Annotated in this window: 14 protein-coding genes; 4 read left to right on the top strand and 10 right to left on the bottom strand. The window is 54.8% G+C overall.

The window, feature by feature from the left end; all coding sequences use genetic code 11:
- Positions 1-218 precede the first annotated feature (218 nt).
- Both KRAC_RS07325 and KRAC_RS07320 read left to right on the top strand, forming a co-directional pair.
- Positions 219-1,793: an O-antigen ligase family protein gene (locus tag KRAC_RS07325; RefSeq protein WP_040442084.1), complete on the top strand. Its 1,575-nt coding sequence runs from the start codon at positions 219-221 to the stop codon at positions 1,791-1,793.
- Between the two features lie 98 nt (positions 1,794-1,891).
- A complete protein-coding gene (locus tag KRAC_RS07320; RefSeq protein WP_007905674.1) occupies positions 1,892-2,206 on the top strand; it encodes a DUF3307 domain-containing protein in 315 nt (104 codons plus the stop codon).
- A 93-nt stretch (positions 2,207-2,299) separates the two neighbouring features.
- Here the strand turns inward: KRAC_RS07320 and KRAC_RS61020 are convergent, their stop codons facing one another.
- Positions 2,300-3,151 carry a PadR family transcriptional regulator gene (locus KRAC_RS61020; RefSeq protein ID WP_007905673.1) on the bottom strand — a complete coding sequence of 284 codons (852 nt, stop codon included), beginning with the start codon at positions 3,149-3,151 and terminating at the stop codon, positions 2,300-2,302.
- 326 nt (positions 3,152-3,477) lie between these two features.
- Between KRAC_RS61020 and KRAC_RS07310 the strand changes: the two genes are divergently transcribed.
- Positions 3,478-4,749 (top strand): serine/threonine protein kinase, encoded by a 1,272-nt coding sequence (locus KRAC_RS07310; RefSeq protein WP_007905672.1) that lies wholly within the window; start codon positions 3,478-3,480, stop codon positions 4,747-4,749.
- Positions 4,750-4,844: 95 nt separating this feature from the next.
- Here KRAC_RS07310 and KRAC_RS07305 read toward each other — a convergent pair whose 3' ends face one another.
- From KRAC_RS07305 to iscB, 4 genes are all read right to left on the bottom strand, one after another.
- Positions 4,845-5,258 carry a gluconate 2-dehydrogenase subunit 3 family protein gene (locus KRAC_RS07305; protein WP_007905670.1) on the bottom strand — a complete coding sequence of 138 codons (414 nt, stop codon included), beginning with the start codon at positions 5,256-5,258 and terminating at the stop codon, positions 4,845-4,847.
- 214 nt (positions 5,259-5,472) lie between these two features.
- The gene (locus tag KRAC_RS07300; RefSeq protein WP_040442081.1) at positions 5,473-6,948 is read right to left on the bottom strand and encodes a serine hydrolase; all 1,476 of its coding nucleotides are present in this window, start codon (positions 6,946-6,948) and stop codon (positions 5,473-5,475) included.
- Positions 6,949-7,026: 78 nt separating this feature from the next.
- On the bottom strand, positions 7,027-7,890 hold the full coding sequence (purU, locus tag KRAC_RS07295; protein ID WP_007905666.1) for a formyltetrahydrofolate deformylase: 864 nt from the start codon (positions 7,888-7,890) through the stop codon (positions 7,027-7,029).
- Between the two features lie 79 nt (positions 7,891-7,969).
- The gene (gene iscB / locus KRAC_RS61015; protein WP_007905664.1) at positions 7,970-9,205 is read right to left on the bottom strand and encodes an RNA-guided endonuclease IscB; all 1,236 of its coding nucleotides are present in this window, start codon (positions 9,203-9,205) and stop codon (positions 7,970-7,972) included.
- Between the two features lie 452 nt (positions 9,206-9,657).
- Between iscB and KRAC_RS07285 the strand changes: the two genes are divergently transcribed.
- Positions 9,658-10,737, top strand: coding sequence for an L-threonylcarbamoyladenylate synthase (locus KRAC_RS07285; RefSeq protein WP_007905660.1), 1,080 nt, complete (start codon positions 9,658-9,660; stop codon positions 10,735-10,737).
- A gap of 20 nt (positions 10,738-10,757) precedes the next feature.
- Here KRAC_RS07285 and KRAC_RS07280 read toward each other — a convergent pair whose 3' ends face one another.
- From KRAC_RS07280 to KRAC_RS07260, 5 genes are all read right to left on the bottom strand, one after another.
- Positions 10,758-12,371, bottom strand: a complete 1,614-nt coding sequence (locus tag KRAC_RS07280; RefSeq protein ID WP_007905658.1) for a helix-turn-helix domain-containing protein — start codon at positions 12,369-12,371, stop codon at positions 10,758-10,760.
- Positions 12,372-12,465: 94 nt separating this feature from the next.
- On the bottom strand, positions 12,466-13,284 hold the full coding sequence (locus KRAC_RS07275) for a tetratricopeptide repeat protein (RefSeq protein ID WP_007905656.1): 819 nt from the start codon (positions 13,282-13,284) through the stop codon (positions 12,466-12,468).
- Between the two features lie 61 nt (positions 13,285-13,345).
- On the bottom strand, positions 13,346-14,854 hold the full coding sequence (locus KRAC_RS07270; RefSeq protein ID WP_007905655.1) for a MiaB/RimO family radical SAM methylthiotransferase: 1,509 nt from the start codon (positions 14,852-14,854) through the stop codon (positions 13,346-13,348).
- Positions 14,855-15,390: 536 nt separating this feature from the next.
- Positions 15,391-15,651 carry an MFS transporter gene (locus KRAC_RS07265; RefSeq protein WP_040442077.1) on the bottom strand — a complete coding sequence of 87 codons (261 nt, stop codon included), beginning with the start codon at positions 15,649-15,651 and terminating at the stop codon, positions 15,391-15,393.
- Positions 15,652-15,684: 33 nt separating this feature from the next.
- The gene (locus KRAC_RS07260) at positions 15,685-17,058 is read right to left on the bottom strand and encodes a serine hydrolase domain-containing protein (protein WP_007905653.1); all 1,374 of its coding nucleotides are present in this window, start codon (positions 17,056-17,058) and stop codon (positions 15,685-15,687) included.
- Between the last annotated feature and the right edge of the window lie 21 nt (positions 17,059-17,079).

The following is a 17,079-nucleotide window of genomic DNA, read 5'->3' as shown; positions in this document are numbered from 1 at the left end:
TCATTCTTGGACGAGATCGACGCATATTTGCTATACTGCCTAAAAATAAGGATGTTGGCCTCGTTCTCTTCTTTAAGGTGAGAACAAGCATATTTGTGTGTTCAAATACTTAGCGAGATTGTAGAAATGTTATGAATGACGAGCATGGATCTTCTCAATTGACACCTTCCCAGAATGCAGAGCGGCAGAAGGCGTCAGCACCAAACAGGCATATAGGCGTGCCTCTGTCTGAGGCGTCAGTTGCAGCCAATACACAGGCTGAACGTTCGCCTGGGGACTGGCTCATTGGGACGGGCATGGTGCTCTCCTTTATGCTCTACTATCTGCTGGGAAATACTAATCTCCCTTTCGGGATCTTGAATGATCCCCATGTTGTGCCAGCCTCGCTCCTGCCCTTCCTGGGCCTGCCTTTTCTCCTTATATTTCTGATACTGGCCTGGATGCGCCTCCCTCTGGCCCTGGCGCTCTTCCCATTGACGCTGCCCTATTTTCAGGCGCAATATCCCAAGACCGTCTATAAGAGTCTGCATTTTAGCCTGGCCGAGATCGCCATCTTTGCCCTGCTTGTGCTGGCGCTGGGACAGCTTGTCTTGAAGAAGGAGGTGCGCGCCTACTTCTCCTGGCAGGCACTGCGTGAGCGCCTCGGCCCTTTCCTGCTCCCGGCTGCGATCTTTCTGCTCGCGGCCTGCGTCTCGGTCGTCATTGCCTATTCACGTAGCAATGCCCAGGTGGCCCTGCGCAAAGAAGTGCTTCTGCCGCTACTCTATGTCGTGCTGGTCCTGGGCTATATCCGCACGCCGCGCCAGGTGACAAATCTGCTCAAGGGACTCATTGGCGCGGGTCTGATGATCGGCCTCTTTGGCGTGATTCAGTATTTCTTCATGAAGAATACCCTGACTCAAGAGGCTGGTGGCGTGCGCATTCATACCGTCTACGGCAATGCGAATAATATCGGTCTCTTTATCGATTATGGGCTTCCCATTGCCCTGGCCTGGCTGGTGGCGCTCAAGCTCTCCTGGCGTCAGCGCCTCCTGGTGCTTGTGCTCTGCCTCCCCATGCTGATCTCGATCTTCCTGACGCAGTCGCTCGGGGCCTGGCTGGCCCTGGGAGCCGCGCTCCTCTTCATCGGAGCGCTCTCCTTGCCCAATCGCAAAGTCCTGCTGATCGCGACGGTTGTCTTGCTGGTCGTCGCAGGTGCCGTCTTGGCGCTCTATCATGACCGCATTCTCAGCTATGTCTTTGAACGCCACGCCGGCCATGGCGTGGGTACAGCAGAGAAGCGTATTTACCTCTGGCAGACTGCCTGGCACATGATTCAGGATCATCCCTGGTTTGGTGTCGGTCTGGATAACTGGCTCTGCCACTATAGCCCCAATAAAGTGTGCCGTACCTCGCTACCTCACTACTGGATTACCAATGATCCCGTCACGGGCGCCTGGACGGGGATGAGTGATGAGCCAACGCTCTCACATCCACATAACATCTTCTTGCATGTGTGGGTCAGCATTGGAATCTTTGGTCTGCTGGCCTTTATAGGAGTGTTGATACTCTTCTTCTGGACCTTCTCTCGCATCCTGTTGCGTCTTCGTACAGCCCCACTGGCTGAGCGGACTGCCTATCGCTGGCTGGTGGTAGGTGTCGGTGCCTCTATGGTGGCAGCCCTGGTGCAGGGCCAGATCGATAGTGCCTTCCTGGAACAGGATCTCGCCTACTGTTTCTGGTTGCTGTGTGCCGCGTTGCTCATTCTGCGCCAGCTCACACAGACCTCCTGGTGGCGAGAAAAAGCCAGGTAATTTGTGAGCGGCCTCACAGTGGAATTGCGAGGCCGCTCATAGCTATCTTCTCTCTCTCCCTGTTACACTACAGGGAGAGTTTTTTCGGGAGAAGATATATGCTGTTAGACATCCCCGTGATGACACTGCTCATCTGGTGCGCCTGTCACTTTGTGGGCGACTTCGCCTTTCAAAGCACCTGGATGAGTCTGGAAAAAGGTAAAAGTTGGGAAGTCAATTTTTACCACTGCGCGACCTATACCGCTGTCTTTGTGCTCTTTGCCCATCCCTCCTGGCTGGCAACGCTGCTTCTTTTTGTGACCCACTTTATTGTTGACCCACTGAAGGCGCGTTATAAACTTATCGGTCCCATCTGGCTTGATCAGCTCCTCCACATCTTAACCATTGTCCTTATTCTCGCGTTCAAATTTTAATGTCTGTATCCGAAGGAAAAAGAGCGGTGCAGGAGGGAAACCCTCCTGCACCGCTCTTTTTCCTTCGGATACAGACACTTTTTATAGTATACGCTAGCTTTGTTCAACCTGGGGGCCGTTCTCGCCCTCTGGACCACTCGGCTTCTCACCCTTGCCATAGATGAACGTGGAGAGATCACTGCGTGTCTCCTCCAGGATTTTGTGGAGCTGCGTTAGACGCTGAGCCTCTCCACCTGTGCTGCGCGCCGCGATAACGAAGAGGCGTGCGACCTCGGCAGCCTCGCTGCGCAGTGCCTGTACCTCTGGCGCATCCCAACGCTCAACGCGTCCCGCGAAGCGCTCCCACCAGGGGTTGTGTCCAGGTGCGCCCCCTGCGGGATTTGTCTCCTCCGCCTTGCGCTCGCTTAGGAAGGCGCGCCCGGCGTCGGTAATGTGATAGATCTTTTTGCCCTCTTCTACGGTCACGGTGACCAGGCCGCGATCTTCAAGCATTTGTAATGTTGGATAAATCGAACCTGCGCTAGGGGCATACAGGCCGTTCGATTTCTGCTCCAGGGCCTTCATCATCTCATAGCCATGCATAGGGCGCTCTTGTAGAAGCTCTAGCAGGGCATACTTCATATCACCGCGCCCAAAGAAGCGCTTCTTAAAGCCTTCAGGACCAAAGGGACCCTCAGGACCAAAAGGACCCTCGGCTCCAAAGGGGCCATGCTGACCAAAGGGGCCATGCTGACCAAAGGGGCCATGCTGACCAAAGGGACCTCCAGGGCCAAACCCGCCGCGACGGCGCATCCATATCCCAAAGCCTCTTGGCCCATGATGTTCGTGGTGCCCATGATGTCCATGGCGACCATGGCGCCTCTCAGATTCCCAGGGGGGCGTCCATCCCTCCCAGTCTCCGCCGGAGCCCTCAAATGCAAAATCTCTTCCAAATCTGCGTGGCATTGCTGTCCACTCCTTTCAAGATGGTGTTGTACTTGCTGTTCTCATTGTCGTTTGCTTAATACGATATATCGTTATTGATAATATAAACGATATATCGTATTGTTGTCAAGACCCAAATGTAGCAATATCTCGCCTGGTGAAAAACTGCCTTGCCGATTGCAGCTTTCTGCTGTCTCATGAATTACTTGCGCTCGCCTAAAATATCTTCGAAAAGTGTTCCAACTCGCGTTTAGTTCGGTAAAGTCAGTTCTTAGCAATGTCCTCTATGCAAAGATACGTGCCAAACGGCTCTAAGGTTTGCTGTAAAGGTGCAGAAAGGAAGAGGTATGAAGGATGTGACAGGAACGACACTCAATGGTTATTACCTCTTCAGACGGCTGGCTGTGGGGCAGGTGGCCGATGTCTACTGCGCGCGGTCGGCCCACTTGGAGGAGGGAGTGGTCGCGGTAAAGGTCTTTCGACCTGGATACGCCTTGCACTCGCTTGCACGCCGCTATTTTCTCTCTGAGTCGCGCAAGATCATGCGTTTTCAGCAGGAGCATATCCTACCGTTGCTGGCGTATGGTGAGGAGCATGGCTTGCTCTATATGGTGACCCCTTTTATTGTGACGGGGACATTAGACGATTTGCTAGGTAAGGTTGGGGGACGCTTTTCAACGATCCAGGCTCTGTCTACCATACAGCAAGTATGTCGCGCCGTGCAGTACGCGCATGAGCACGAGGTGCTTCATGGAAATTTGAAGCCTTCGAATATCTTTGTCTCTGCGGACGGGCGGATGCTGCTAGCAGATTTTGGCATCGCCTGTGGCTATGATGAGCGCCAGCAGTCGCTGACATGTGTAGGCTGGGGATCGGCTGCCTATGCCGCCCCTGAACAATCACTCGGCGTTTTGCGCCGCTCAAGCGATATCTATGCGCTTGGCGTCTTGCTTTTTCGCCTGTTGACGGGCCACCTGCCGTTTGTGGGTGAGACCCCATCCGATGTATTACTCAAACAGGTACGGGAGGCGCCTCCTGCCCTGCGCAGTTTCGATCCCACGATCTCTTCATCGGTAGAGCAGGTGGTTTTGCGCGCGTTACGGAAGCGAGCAGAGGAGCGTTTCGCCTCGGCACATGAACTCAGCCTGGCTTTTCAGCAGGCCGTGATGTCTGAACGTGTTGTCCTGCCGCTTTCTCCGCTTCTGGAGCCTGCGCCGTCCCAGCCGCAGGAGCGTTGCGGACATAGGCCATTCATGGCACCCGGTACGCTTTCACAGCCTGTGACCGGCTTCCAGTGTGAAGAGCAGTCAGTCGAACCAGCTCCCATACTACGTAAGCACGAGGCAACTGGCCTGCTGACCATGGCTAAACCTGTGCAGGAATCTACTTCCCCTGTTGCATCCCCTCAAGACATCCTGACAGCGACTCCTGCGGAAAACCGGGTTCTCGCCAGCGCCCAGGCCTTGCCAGCGCCGCAGCCTCCAGACCCTGCCGAAGACATGCAGGCTCGCTTCCTGGGCCTCCTCTGGCGCCAGTGGCTGGCGTTGCTGGTCGTCGTCTTGCTTTTACTTGGCCTGGTGGGCGCCTTGCTCTCATCTTTCTATTTTCCGAATGGCTAAGGAGAGCAGTTGCCAAATTGTAGGGTCCATGCTTGCATGGATTCCGAGCGTAGCGATATCTCCATGCAGGCATGGCCTCTAGATCAAAAATAGTTTTAGGTTAAAATAGTTTCGCGTTTGTCTGACCTGGCCAGGCGCGTGTAATAACTATGCGTTGCCAGCGTCCAGAGTTCCTGGAAAAAGGCTGGATCGCGTCTCTCAAGCTGCTGAAGCAAATAATTTTGTTGCTCAAGACTCACACTACAAAAATTTCCTCCTGCGGCCTGGTTGAGGTCCTGCAGTACCACGTGTAGGCGTTTAATGTTGACCATACGTGGAACTTTGTTGCTGGAACTGGGGAGGACATAAAAGAGGAACTCATCAATAAGTTGAAGGCTCGATGGCGAAGGAAAATCGTCATCTGATGGAATAAGTAAATCTATGATCGAATTTAACTGTGTCCGTTCCTCATAGGTGAGGGCTAGCGCACACATCTGCGAGGTCGGCGTCTGCCTGAGCATCTCTCTCATTGGGGGAGTCCTTTTATAGTTGAGCTTATCAACCGTTACTACCTTACCTAATAGTATCATATCCATCAGGTTTTTATCAACCAAAGTTCAGCTTGTATATTTTGCGCTGTTGTGGCTGTTGTAGTTGAATAATAGTCAAAAACACACTATCTTACTGCTCTACGTATAACGTATATCGAATTGCTACTACAAAGTAGTGACGCTGCCCCTTTTTTTACCGGGTAGGAGCTTGCTCCGCCTGTCTCCGTACGAATGAAAAAGCTGGTAGGCTTTCTTCAAGTGGTAGGAGGCAGCTTGAGATCTCTCCCCGTGCATCGGTGACAAAGGAGCAGATGAGATTTACATTTGGATCGTAGTTGGTGCTACGTAGCTCGAAGCTATCATAGTGATAGTGCTGGAGCTCAAAGTCTAGTTCGTTGTAGTGCAGGCGCAACCTCGTGTCTTCCTGCGTGATGGAGATGCATCCATACCCTGGATGCTCAAATACCCCGGTGTATGCCTCTAACCCATGAGAGAGGTGGGTCTCTGCGATATGTGCCGCTTTGTGCGCTGTGCGACGCTGCTCTTTCTCTGTCGCGCTCAGGCGATATTCTTGCTCAAAACGTGTGTGCCAGTCTACTGTGTCCAGTTCTAGCAGGCAATCCAGAGCATAATAGGCGACGAGACTCTGGACGGGTCCGCTATTATGGTTGGTCAGGACTACGAGGCCAAGCTGTTTCTCTGGCATGAACGCGGTCAGCGAGCTGAAGCCATCGATATTGCCCCCATGCCGCACCAGGGTCTCTCCCCGGTATGTATTTACCGACCAGCCAAGGGCGTAGCTATCATAAAAAAGCTCTTGGTATTTGTGCTCTTCGGGTTTTAAAACCTGTGGGGTGTGCATCTCCTGCATTTGTTTCTGTGAGATCAAGCGCTGTCTATCATAGACTCCTTGCTGCAGGTGAAAAAGAACCCATTTGCTCATATCGATGATGTTGGTATGGATACTGCCGGCTGGCCCAAGTGTCTGCCAGTTGCTATACCATTGCATCTCCTCCAGGTCTTCGCCTACCTGGCGATAGGGAGACGCGTAGTTCCCTGTTGCGCGCGCCGATTCGGCATCAAAAACGCTATCCGTCATTCCCAGCGGGGCGAAGAGGCGTTGTTGCACAAAGCTCTCCCAGCTCTGACCCGCGACGACCTCTACCAGGTGCCCCGCCGCGACATACATCAGGTTCTGGTATTGCCATCCCTGGCGAAAACTTTTATTGGGTGGCAGGTATTGCAGGCGCTTGACGAGCTCTTCTCGTGAGAGTGCCGAGGTATACCAGAGCAATTCATGACGTGGTAAGCCTGTACGATGCGTGACCAGGTCGCGGGGCGTGACGTGTTCGCTGGCATAGGAATCATGGAGCTTGAAATAGGGCAGATACTCCTTTACCGGCCGATCCCAGTCCAGTTTCCCTTCATCCACGAGTAGCGCCATCGCGCTGGTGGTAAAGGCCTTGGTGCAGGACCCAATTGCGAAGCGCGTTTCAGGCGTCACATCGAGCTGCTGGTCCAGGTTTCGCTTGCCGAAGCCCTGCGTATAGAGCACCTCTCCCTCTTTTATGATGGCGATTGCCAGCCCTGGCGTGCGCCAGCGCTCCATATGTGTTGTGATAAAGTTTTCGAGCGTATGCAGGCTCTCTCTCTTACCGGATTGAGTCATGTATTTCTTTTCTTTACTGTCCTGGCTAAGCGCATGATGGGTGTCTGTCAGAGAATCGTGACTACTATACATGCTTGTCTAGTCAAAGGTCAATGTCTTGTTCTCGTAAATGAGTACGCGGTTCTCAGTATGTAATCTCACAGCCTCCGCTAAAACCCTGCGCTCCACATCGCTTCCCTTGCGGACCAGGTCTTCGGTATTGTCACGGTGATCACAGTGGATGACATCCTGGGCAATAATGGGTCCTTCGTCGAGATTGTCGGTCACATAATGGGCGGTGGCTCCGATGAGCTTGACGCCACGCTCAAATGCTCGCTGATAGGGATTGGCCCCTACGAAAGCTGGGAGGAAGCTATGGTGGATGTTAATAATCCGGTGGGGATAGGCGGCAACGAAAAAGGGTTCGAGGATCTGCATATAGCGGGCCAGAATCAAAAAGTCTACCTTGCCATCAAGGAACTCCAGTATGCGTTTTTCATCTGCTGTACGCGTCTCTTTAGCAACGGGAAAGTGATAGAAGGGAACATCATACATCTTTGCCAGTGGCTCTAGCAGATGATGGTTGCTGATGATAAAGGGGATATCCATCTGCAACTCGCCGTGCTTCCAGCGCCAGAGCAGGTCTATCAGGCAGTGATCTAGCTTGCTGACGAAAATGCCCACGCGTTTGCGCTGCTCCGAATAGGCGACGCTCCACTGCATCTGGAATTTTTCTGCCAGTGGCGCGAAGGCCGCGCGTAACTCCGTGGGCGAGAGCTTGAAGCCCTCCGCGGCAAAGCTCACACGCATAAAAAAGCGGCACTCCTGCTGGTTGCTTGAATGCTGTGCCGACTCGACGATATTTCCCTGGTGCTCAAAGATGAAGTTTGAGACTGTGGCAACGATGCCAGGACGATCTGGACATGAGATCAACAGAGTAATCGTTGGCTTCGTGATAGACATCAAATGCCCTCCCACCGTACGCAATAGAGTATCAAAACTAGTGACTGAGAATATGGCGTTTTCTTGATTTTCTGGCGTTTTATGACGCTTTTTCCCACAGAATCGTTCGCTCGCGTTCCAGTAACTGACAATCCCGTGGAAGAGCCTTGTTTGGTTCTCCTTTTACCCGTGCAAAGGCCACATATCCGTTGGAGTAGATCGAGTTGATCTGCTTGATGTATCTTCCTTTCACACGCACGATATACCCTTTGCGCAAGCCTCCCAGCTCATCATTCACCTGATACCTGACGCGCCCCTGCCCTTTGCGCGGCAGGGTATGATACCGCCGCCGCGTTCGCCGAGGACGAAATGAGACCTTATAGAAATGCTCGCGGTCATACGGGACTAGTTTGCCTGTCTCGTAGGTCGCCAGGCAAAGGGCATCCGCATCATGCGCTTTGGGCAGTTCCCTGGCTTTGCGCAAGGTGGCCGTCTGGTAGCCAAAGAGGGTCGAGAGAGAGGTGGATGCGCCCAGGGTGGCATACAAATAGCTCTTACCCTGCATGGTGCGTTGGGCGACTTGATCCAGATGCCCGCTGACTCCCGCGACCTTGAGCTGGATCTTGCCTTGATGCAGCTTCTTATGACATGCCTCGCACAGCGTCAGCAGATTCGTCAGCGTATCCTTGCCGCCCTCTCCTTTGAAGATGAGGTGGTGGGCCTCCAGACGTACCTTTTGCTTGCCGCAGTGCTGACAGGCGTACCCATCGCGCATCAAACAGGCAATGCGCAGGTTCTCATCCAGCCGCGTCGGGTCTTGATAGTGAGAGCCTTGTACCGTTGGATTGCCCAGAAGGGCAATATCGACTTGCACATCTTCGATGATAATGGCGTTGATGGGAAGCGGCAGGTGCTTCACCACACGAATCACCTCTTCGATATTCGTCTTGATGGACAGGGGCAACCGCCCACTCCGCTTGCTCGATGCCCGATTGAGAAACCTCGCAGGTCGATACCACTTGCGCTTTCGGCGATGGCGTCGATTGTTCCGGCGCTCCTGCATTTTGTCCTTGACATCCAGGCGATGCTGGATCTCGCCAGACAAAAGGATCTGCCCGTTGCCAATGCAGGAGAAGCCTGTGACATGGCTGCCCTTATCCAGACCGAGAACCACCTCCTGGACATGCTCTTCGCACTCCCAGCCCAATTGGATCGTGAAGGGCGAACGCCGCATGACGGTCGCTCGCCCTTCGCGCAAGAGCTTGCGCGCTTTTGCTGGCTGACAGGGCATCAAGGGATGCCCATTGTGATTGACGACAAAGACATGGTTTGACATTTTGGCTTTAAGCCCTCCTTTCGGAGTAAGGTGCCCCTCGTGACTGTTGAAATAGCTTGTTGTGGAATGCACACCTTCACGTTTCCGCTACCCTTAATGCATCCGACAGTGGCACGAGACTGGAGCAACATCTCGTGGTGTCCTGACCATCCCAACTGCTGCCGTAGCTCGCTGTTAGCTCCATCAACCCGGCGCAATACAACGCTAGATTTTTAGGAACTATTCCGTTCCCCGCCTCTCAATAGGGCAGTATGCCTTGTTGCAGTCTCTATCATAGGCATCTTTTCTCGCTTTGTCAATGCATGTTATCCTATTTGGGCTATCCTTTTGCCGCTCATCCCTCTGTGATTTAGCTTGAGGAGTAGCCCTATTCTATTCACCTTCAACCATAACATGCTATAATCTCTCTCAATATATGTCGAAGCTATGTCGGGAGAGAGAGTTTCATTGTGATGCACACCATGCAAACCGAAATTATACCTATCAATGCCAGGCAACCAGAAGAGCATGTTCTGGCACACGCGGTCACCCTCCTGCGTGCGGGCGAGCTTGTCGTGTTCCCTACGGAGACCGTGTATGGCCTGGGGGCTGCGGCTCTGCAACCAGCCGCTGTTGAGAAGATATTCGCGGCCAAAGAGCGCCCCTATAGCGATCCCTTGATTGTGCATATTGCCTCCGAGGCCGATATAGAGCACCTCGTGCGCGATATCTCCGAACAGGCCCGGCAGGTGATGCGCCACTTCTGGCCTGGCCCTCTCACCCTCGTTCTCCCTGCTCATCCACGTGTGCCTCGTCTCGTAACCTCGGGGCTGGATACCGTCGCTATCCGTATGCCCTCTCACCCAGTCGCGCTTGGCCTCATTCGCGCCCTTGGAGCACCTGTTGCCGCGCCCAGCGCCAATCGCTTTATGCATGTAAGCCCTACGACCGCGCAGCATGTCGAGGCCGATCTCAAGGGACGTGTCCCTTTGATTCTCGATGGTGGAGCCAGTACTGTCGGGGTCGAGTCTACGATTCTCGATATGAGTTCAGAGCTGCCAACGATCCTTCGACCGGGCGGTGTGAGCCTGGAGGCATTGCGCGTCCTTCTTCCCCAGGTGCAGCCGCCACGCGCTCGCTCGCTCGCTAATCCTGATCTCGCACATGAGGTCGAGGCGCAGAAATCGCCCGGGCAGATGTTGATTCACTATGCGCCTCGTGTGCCCGCCTTCCTCTTTGAAGGCGCATCCATGTCCATGCGCCACGCCATGCTGCTGGAGCTTCAGCGTCTTCAGCGCCAGGGCAAGACCGTGGGCGTCTTGATCGCCGATGAAGATGTGGCGTATTTTCAATCCAGTGGCGCCTCGATGTATGTTCTTGGGAGTGAAGAGGATTCCACAAAGGTTGCTTCGCGCCTCTTCGCCGGCCTGCGCACCCTTGAAGACGCCGGGGTCGATGTGATCCTCTGTCGCGCCTTCCCTGAAACGGGCCTTGGTCTCGCCATTCGCGACCGCCTGCTCAAAGCCACCGGCGGCAAACTCATCCCTTGCTAACCTCGTCGCCCCGTGGCAGGCTACTTACGCAAGTGGTGAATCTTGAGGGCGATCTGGAGCGAGAGGCGCAGTTCCGCGTCCTCCAAAGAGTGCCCGAGCAGTTCCTCGATACGCCCGAGGCGATAGAGCAGTGAGTTGCGGTGCAGGTGCATGGTGCGTGCGGTCTCGCTCAGATTGCCATTGCAGCGGAAGAAGCATTCTAGCGTTTCGAGTAGCGTACCATCGTTGCGGCTATCTGAGTTGAGCAGGGGACCAAGCGTTTCCTGGTAGAAGGTATTGAGTTCGTTATGCCCATCCAGGTGGAAGAGCAGGCGGTAGACACCTAGCCGCGAGAAGGAGTGTAGCTTGCCTTCACCGAAGAGGCGGCTGCCAATCTCCAGAGCCTGTTGCGCCTCGCGGTACGACTGTGGAATGCCCTGAAGCTGCTGCGAGGTTCGCCCAATACCGCAGGAGCATTGTGTGTGTCCCTCGATGCGCAGACGTGTCTCCACGCGCTGGAGGCGCTCATAGATCTCACCTTCGCCTGCGCCGCTACTCTTCTCTCCTGGTGTGCTCAGTGGCAGCAACGCCACCAGGCGCCGCGTCTCTGTAAGCACCCAGCAGCCAGGCCAGACGCGTTGTAGCTCATCTCGCACACGCCTGCTCCACTGGGGGAGGGTTGAGTTATGTGTGGAGGGTGCCGCCTCTGTGGAAGCAATCTCAAAAACGGCGACCACCTGGGGAACGGCCAGGTCATAGCCTAAAATACGTGCCCTTGCTAGCACCTCTTCCGGCTGCTGATAACGCCCCTGTAAGATATTGGTAAACGCCTCGACATGGTAGCGATTCTCTACCTCATTACGCTCTCGCTCACGGGCAACCTCCATGGCGAGAATAGGGGCTACCTGGCGTAGGATGATGCGTTCCAGGTAGTCAAAGTTATTCTCTTCCCCAATCAGGGAGATATAGCCAACCGCCTCATGGCGAATCATAATCGGCTCGGCCACGCGTGTCAGCCCCTGTTGCCTGAGCGCCTGGTCATTGAGGTGTATGGTCAGAGGTAATGACTGGCGTTCGGGAGGAACGCCCTGGTTACGGATCTCATGTTCGGCGTCTTCTACGACAACCCATTTCTGCCGGTGCTGGGCCAGATAGTCACAGATGCCCTGGGCACCTACTCCCTGGACGCTCAGTTGCATCAGGTGATGGGCTATCTCGGTTGCCTGGCGCTCGATCTCGCCGCGAAAGCTGACCACAAAGTAGATAATCTCGCGGGCAATCTCTTCTATCTGAGCATTGGCCGGGAGGAGAATGAGCGGCAAGTTATGCTGATCAGCAAAGGCGAGCGACTCCTCGCCCAGGGCCTCGCTGGAGGCTGCGCCTACCGCTACGGCGGATACGCCCGCTTGGTGAAGGCTATTTAGGAGATGGGGAAGGGTTTCGTTCAAGCGGCGGAGCTGTGAGAGGGTCAGGAGGGCAATTTCGCCACCCTGCACACTCTCAAATGCAGGGAGACGCACGCGCATAGGACTCGCCCAGGTGACGCGACGCTCCTGTCCTCCTGCTCCCGCTACTAAATGAGCATCCCGTGAGTCGAGCAGGGTCAGAATATTTCGGACTGAGGCCGATGAAGCTGATGGTAAGAGACTGCTCATGTTACTCACGGGACTCAACTTTTCTCAATAGGGACGCGCTTACATGCTTCTAGACTATGAAAAAACTCTACGCATCTATGGCGCGCGGTCGTATTTATTCTTCAGAGTCGAGGTTGCCGTCGAACTCCACGTCTTCGGTCTCCTCGCTCTCATCACCGCTATCGTAGTACTCGTCCTCGTTCGAGAAATCTTCATCGTCATCACGGTCGAGGCGCAGCATCGAGTCTTTAATGTACGCGCGGATCGTGTCGCCACTGCCCTGCGAGGGGAAGCTCACCTTACCAAACATGTTGGGATGCTGGTACACCTCGCGGATAATAATGCGTACATGCCTGTTTTCCACTGCCTGGATGCCAGCGACATAGCGGTTGCCACCCTGTGTAAACTCAATAATGCGGTTGGCCAGGCGTGGCTCGACCTGCCCAATAATCTCCTCCTCCGAGTTGCGTACCTGAAGGGTATGGCCATTGATGTGCAGTTGCGCGACATCGCCAACTCCAACTTTCGCCAGGATGGAGCCTGCGGCGATATTGACCAGCTCGGTTACCACGGTCTTGCCCCTCTCCTCCACAAAGAGGCGCGGATCAATCCGCTCTCTCCCACGGGCAGAGACCGGCCCTTCCTGCTCAATCAGCAGAGCCAGGCGGTCAACATTCTTCCTGGCAATGGCATTAGCCGGGCTATACTTTAAGGTCTGCGAGTAGGCATCATGTGCGTTCTGGTACTGCCCCAGCTCGCTGTAAGCCTTACCCAGACGATTATAGGCGTCAGGCTCTGTGGGGAAAATATTCAAAACGTTTTTATTGGTCTGAACAGCTTCGTCCCACAAACCCTCCTGGGCCTGTTTTATCGCCTGATCAGTCCACTGTTTTTTGAGTCGGATCTTCTCTTCCGATGATAGTGTTTGCGTCATCGAACGACACCTCCACCTGTGAATTTGCTATTTAATCTGCTCATTGTCTATAGCTCGCTAATTATACCTCAACAGCGCAACCTTGAAGGGACCAGGGTGTGGTCCGTTCAATGCGCACATTGACGAGATCGCCAATCTGGATGGGCTGCTGCCCCTCCTCGGGTTGCGGGAAGAAGACGAGCTTGTTGGCCCGGTTGCGTCCCTTCCACTGCTGGCGTCCATGGGTCTCATTGCTTTCTTCGACCAGTACCTCTTCGATCTTGTCCAGGTACTGCCGATTGATCGCCAGGGCGATTTTGCTCTGGACCTCTTCCACCGCGTGCAGGCGGCGCTTCTTCTCCACCAGGGGAATATCATCCTCCCAGCGTGCCGCGACTGTTCCCGGGCGTACTGAGTAGGCGGCGACGTGTACAACATCGAAGCGCACGCGCTCAATCATGTCCAGGGTTGTCTGAAACTCTTCATCGGTCTCGCCGCAGAAGCCAACAATGACATCTGTCGAGAGGGAGATATTCGGCCAGAGCTCACGGACACGGTCGATCTTCTCGTAGTATTCCTCGATGCTATAGCCGCGTTTCATGCGCTTCAGCGTATCGTTATGGCCCGCCTGGACTGGAATATTGAGGTGTTCGCAGACCTTGGGCAGGCTGGCCATACGCTCGATCATGCTATCCGTCATATAGCGCGGATAGGAGGTCATAAAGCGAATGCGGTCCAGGCCATCGATCTCGCTCAAGCTCGTCATCAGGTCCGCCAGGTTTGGCTGATTCGCCAGATCCAGGCCATAGGATTCAATGGTCTGCCCCAGCAGCGTGACCTCTTTTGCCCCCTTCTCCACCAGCAAGCGAGCCTCTATCATCAACTCATCTATGGGACGGCTGCGCTCGCGTCCACGGCGGTACGGTACTATACAGTAGGTACACACCTTGTTACAGCCCAGCACGATAGGCAACCATGCGGTCGGGCTGGCCTTCTTCGGCTCAATCTTCGTGGGATAGTGTGCGATGCGCTCGCCGGGCTTGGGCGTAATCGCCATCGGTAGCACGGTACGTTTCCCCGAGCGTGAAAAAGAGGTGGCGAAGGTCGGCGTCTGTGGCTCATTTGGCAGTGTGGTGAGACGCTGCGCCTGCTCAGAGAGCGCCTCCTCATTTGGCATGAACTCAATATCGAGGCAGCCAGCGCCAGAGATCGGGGTCCAGCGCTCCTCCAGGAAGCGTGGCAGAATGTCAGCCTGCTCAACCTTCATGAAAAGGTCAATATGTGGATAACGCTTGCTCAGTTCATCAATGGTCTTCTGATTGCCAATCATGCAGCCCATGAGCGCTACCAGCAAATCGTCGCGCTTCTCCTTGGCGTATTTGAGCAGCGCGAGCTGATTGTGGGCCTTCTCCTCGGGAGCCTTACGTACGCTACAAGTATTGAGGACCACGAGATTCGCCTGATCCATATTTGCCTCTTCCCAGCCCATCCCCTCCAGCATCGTCTGAATACGCTGCGAGTCGGCCTGATTCATCTGACAGCCAACCGTCCAAATGTGATATTTCCCGCGTGGGATAGTTGTCGTGGTCATCTAACATGCCTCTCTTCGAGCGTGATTGCTAGTCATTGATCATATTGATCACAAAAATACTCTTGCACACCCTTCTCTAGAGACGGTATTATACAGCGTTGCTGAAGCTTTGTCTAGCAAGCTTGTTTTGTGCCCGTAGCCGTCCGTGAAAGCCTCTTTTTATCGCCAACGTTCATCGCATTAGATGTCAATTGGATGTCAATTGTACAGAGTACCGAGCGCTGCTCTCAGCAGCGCTCGGTACTCTTTTATGGGCAAGGATCGTCTCAAAAGAATGCCTTTACACTCGATCGAGTGTCGTACTCTCCGACTGTCTGATAGTCTCCTCTCTTGTCCCATACTGCTTGCCTGGGTAAATGCGGCTCAATCCAGAACATCATCAGGCTGCCAATAAGAGCGATACTGGCTACGGCTAACCAGGGCAAACCAGGGTGTATGGGAAAAAGGAATGCAAATAAGCTCGGGCCCACGATGTTTGCGAGAAAAAAGCATATTGAAAGATTGCCATGTAGCGGCCACGGAGTGCTTCGGGACTGCTACCAGCTACAAGGGCCATAGAGGTAGGAGCATGAATCATCTCGGCGATTCCAGCGATCGACAAAGACGCCAGCAAATGAACTGAGCAGGACCGCGGGCACAGTCTCCGCGATGACGGCGATACCCGTCTGCAAGACCGATCCGGTGAGCTGGTAGACGTAGTAGGGCACCGCGATGATTAGCAGCGCGTCACCGCACATGGAAACGAGTTGTCCAAGCCACAACAAGGCAAAATTGCGCTTTTTTAAGGCAGCAAACATGGAGCATTCCTTTCTGTTCCTCGCAGACTCAGACTATTGGACTCGACTGAATAAGCGGCCAGCGAGGTCTACTCCCACGACCACGCCACTCGTGCCTCGGGTGAAAAAGCCGCGTTGCCCCTTGAGAGCGCCGTCGGTGATGATGTACTCATCTTTGTCGCCAGGCAGCAGACCGAAAGCGAATGGCGCGTAGTCCTGGGGCAGTTCCTGGTCGGCTGCCGCACGGATCTCCGGTTTTATCAACACCTCGAGCCTGAGTCCAGCCCCAACCGTGTCAATGGTAAACGTCATCATCTCGTTCTCGTAGTTGCCGACAATCTCTTGGGCTCGCGCCGCATCAAACGAGATTGGCTCCGGGTCGCGGTCGATGATCCCCAGGTAGTTCTCAAGCGCCCAGCGGACGACTTCCTGATTGAAAGGGATGCCATCCGGGCCAGCGTTGGTTAGCGATATGACCGCGAAGTTGCGCTCAGGGACGATAAGCAGTTCGGAGAACTGGCCGTTTGCCGACCCGCCGTGTCCGGCGGTGCGCACGCCGTCTACGTCGCGCAGGAACCAGCAGAGACCAATGGCGTCGCCAAGGGTACTCGCTCGCAACTCAGCCGTGGAATCCTTCATCTGATGCAGCACATGTGTGGGGAGCACTCGGATGCCGCTTTCTGCGTGGCCGTCACCAAGATGGAACCGGCCCCAGCGCAGCAGGTCTGCCGTCGAGGATGCGATGCCCCCACCAGGGTTGTCGCCGCGCGAATGCCGCCACGGACGCGCAATGGACAGAGTTCCGTCCTGGCTGCGGTCGTGTCCGACCGCGAACCGCCGGGTCATGATGTCATCGCGCGCGAAGAAACTGTGCGACAGTCCCAGCGGCTCGAAGACGAGCGAAGCAACGGCCCGATCGAACGTCTGGCCCGTGACCTTCTCGATGATGCGTCCGAGCAGGTTGTACCCCGCCTGACTGTAGGAGACCCGGCTACCAAGCGGCGCGATCAGATCAACCTCAGCCATCTTCGCCACATAGCGCTCCAGGGCGTCGTCCCCTTCGCCGGTGTCGGCGTTGACCCTCCAGTCTAGCCCGGAGGTGTGGTTGAGCAGGTTCAGCACCGTGACTTTGTCTGCGGCCTGTGTATCCTTCAGCTGAAGCTCTGGGATATAGCGGCGTACCGGCGCGTTCAGCTCGACCTTCCCCTCTGCGACCAGACGCATGAGCGTGGTTGCCGTAAAGGACTTCGTGATCGAACCCAGAGCAAACAAGGTGTTCTGATCGATGGGGAGTGGATTATCGACGCTTGTCACTCCGTAGCAGGCATAGATCTCCTTCCCGTCCAACCACACCCCAACGGCAACGCCTGGGATGTTGAACGTCTTGAATGTTGTCTCGACAAAATCGGTTAATGTGATATGCGACATTTCTCTTTCCTTTTCCTGGCA

It is taken from the genome of Ktedonobacter racemifer DSM 44963, assembly GCF_000178855.1.
In the GTDB taxonomy this organism is placed as follows: domain Bacteria; phylum Chloroflexota; class Ktedonobacteria; order Ktedonobacterales; family Ktedonobacteraceae; genus Ktedonobacter; species Ktedonobacter racemifer.
This window is presented reverse-complemented; position numbering and strand designations above follow the sequence as displayed.

Bases quoted from the DNA above. Each gene is read 5' to 3' on its own strand.
- KRAC_RS07310 (WP_007905672.1), top strand. From the start codon at position 3,478: ATGAAGGATGTGACAGGAACGACACTCAATGGTTATTACCTCTTCAGA.
- KRAC_RS07320 (WP_007905674.1), top strand. From the start codon at position 1,892: ATGCTGTTAGACATCCCCGTGATGACACTGCTCATCTGGTGCGCCTGT.
- KRAC_RS07260 (WP_007905653.1), bottom strand. From the start codon at position 17,058: ATGTCGCATATCACATTAACCGATTTTGTCGAGACAACATTCAAGACG.
- purU (WP_007905666.1), bottom strand. From the start codon at position 7,890: ATGTCTATCACGAAGCCAACGATTACTCTGTTGATCTCATGTCCAGAT.
- KRAC_RS61020 (WP_007905673.1), bottom strand. From the start codon at position 3,151: ATGCCACGCAGATTTGGAAGAGATTTTGCATTTGAGGGCTCCGGCGGA.
- KRAC_RS07270 (WP_007905655.1), bottom strand. From the start codon at position 14,854: ATGACCACGACAACTATCCCACGCGGGAAATATCACATTTGGACGGTT.
- KRAC_RS07305 (WP_007905670.1), bottom strand. From the start codon at position 5,258: ATGAGAGAGATGCTCAGGCAGACGCCGACCTCGCAGATGTGTGCGCTA.
- KRAC_RS07280 (WP_007905658.1), bottom strand. From the start codon at position 12,371: ATGAGCAGTCTCTTACCATCAGCTTCATCGGCCTCAGTCCGAAATATT.
- KRAC_RS07265 (WP_040442077.1), bottom strand. From the start codon at position 15,651: ATGTTTGCTGCCTTAAAAAAGCGCAATTTTGCCTTGTTGTGGCTTGGA.
- KRAC_RS07300 (WP_040442081.1), bottom strand. From the start codon at position 6,948: ATGACTCAATCCGGTAAGAGAGAGAGCCTGCATACGCTCGAAAACTTT.
- iscB (WP_007905664.1), bottom strand. From the start codon at position 9,205: ATGTCAAACCATGTCTTTGTCGTCAATCACAATGGGCATCCCTTGATG.
- KRAC_RS07285 (WP_007905660.1), top strand. From the start codon at position 9,658: ATGCACACCATGCAAACCGAAATTATACCTATCAATGCCAGGCAACCA.
- KRAC_RS07275 (WP_007905656.1), bottom strand. From the start codon at position 13,284: ATGACGCAAACACTATCATCGGAAGAGAAGATCCGACTCAAAAAACAG.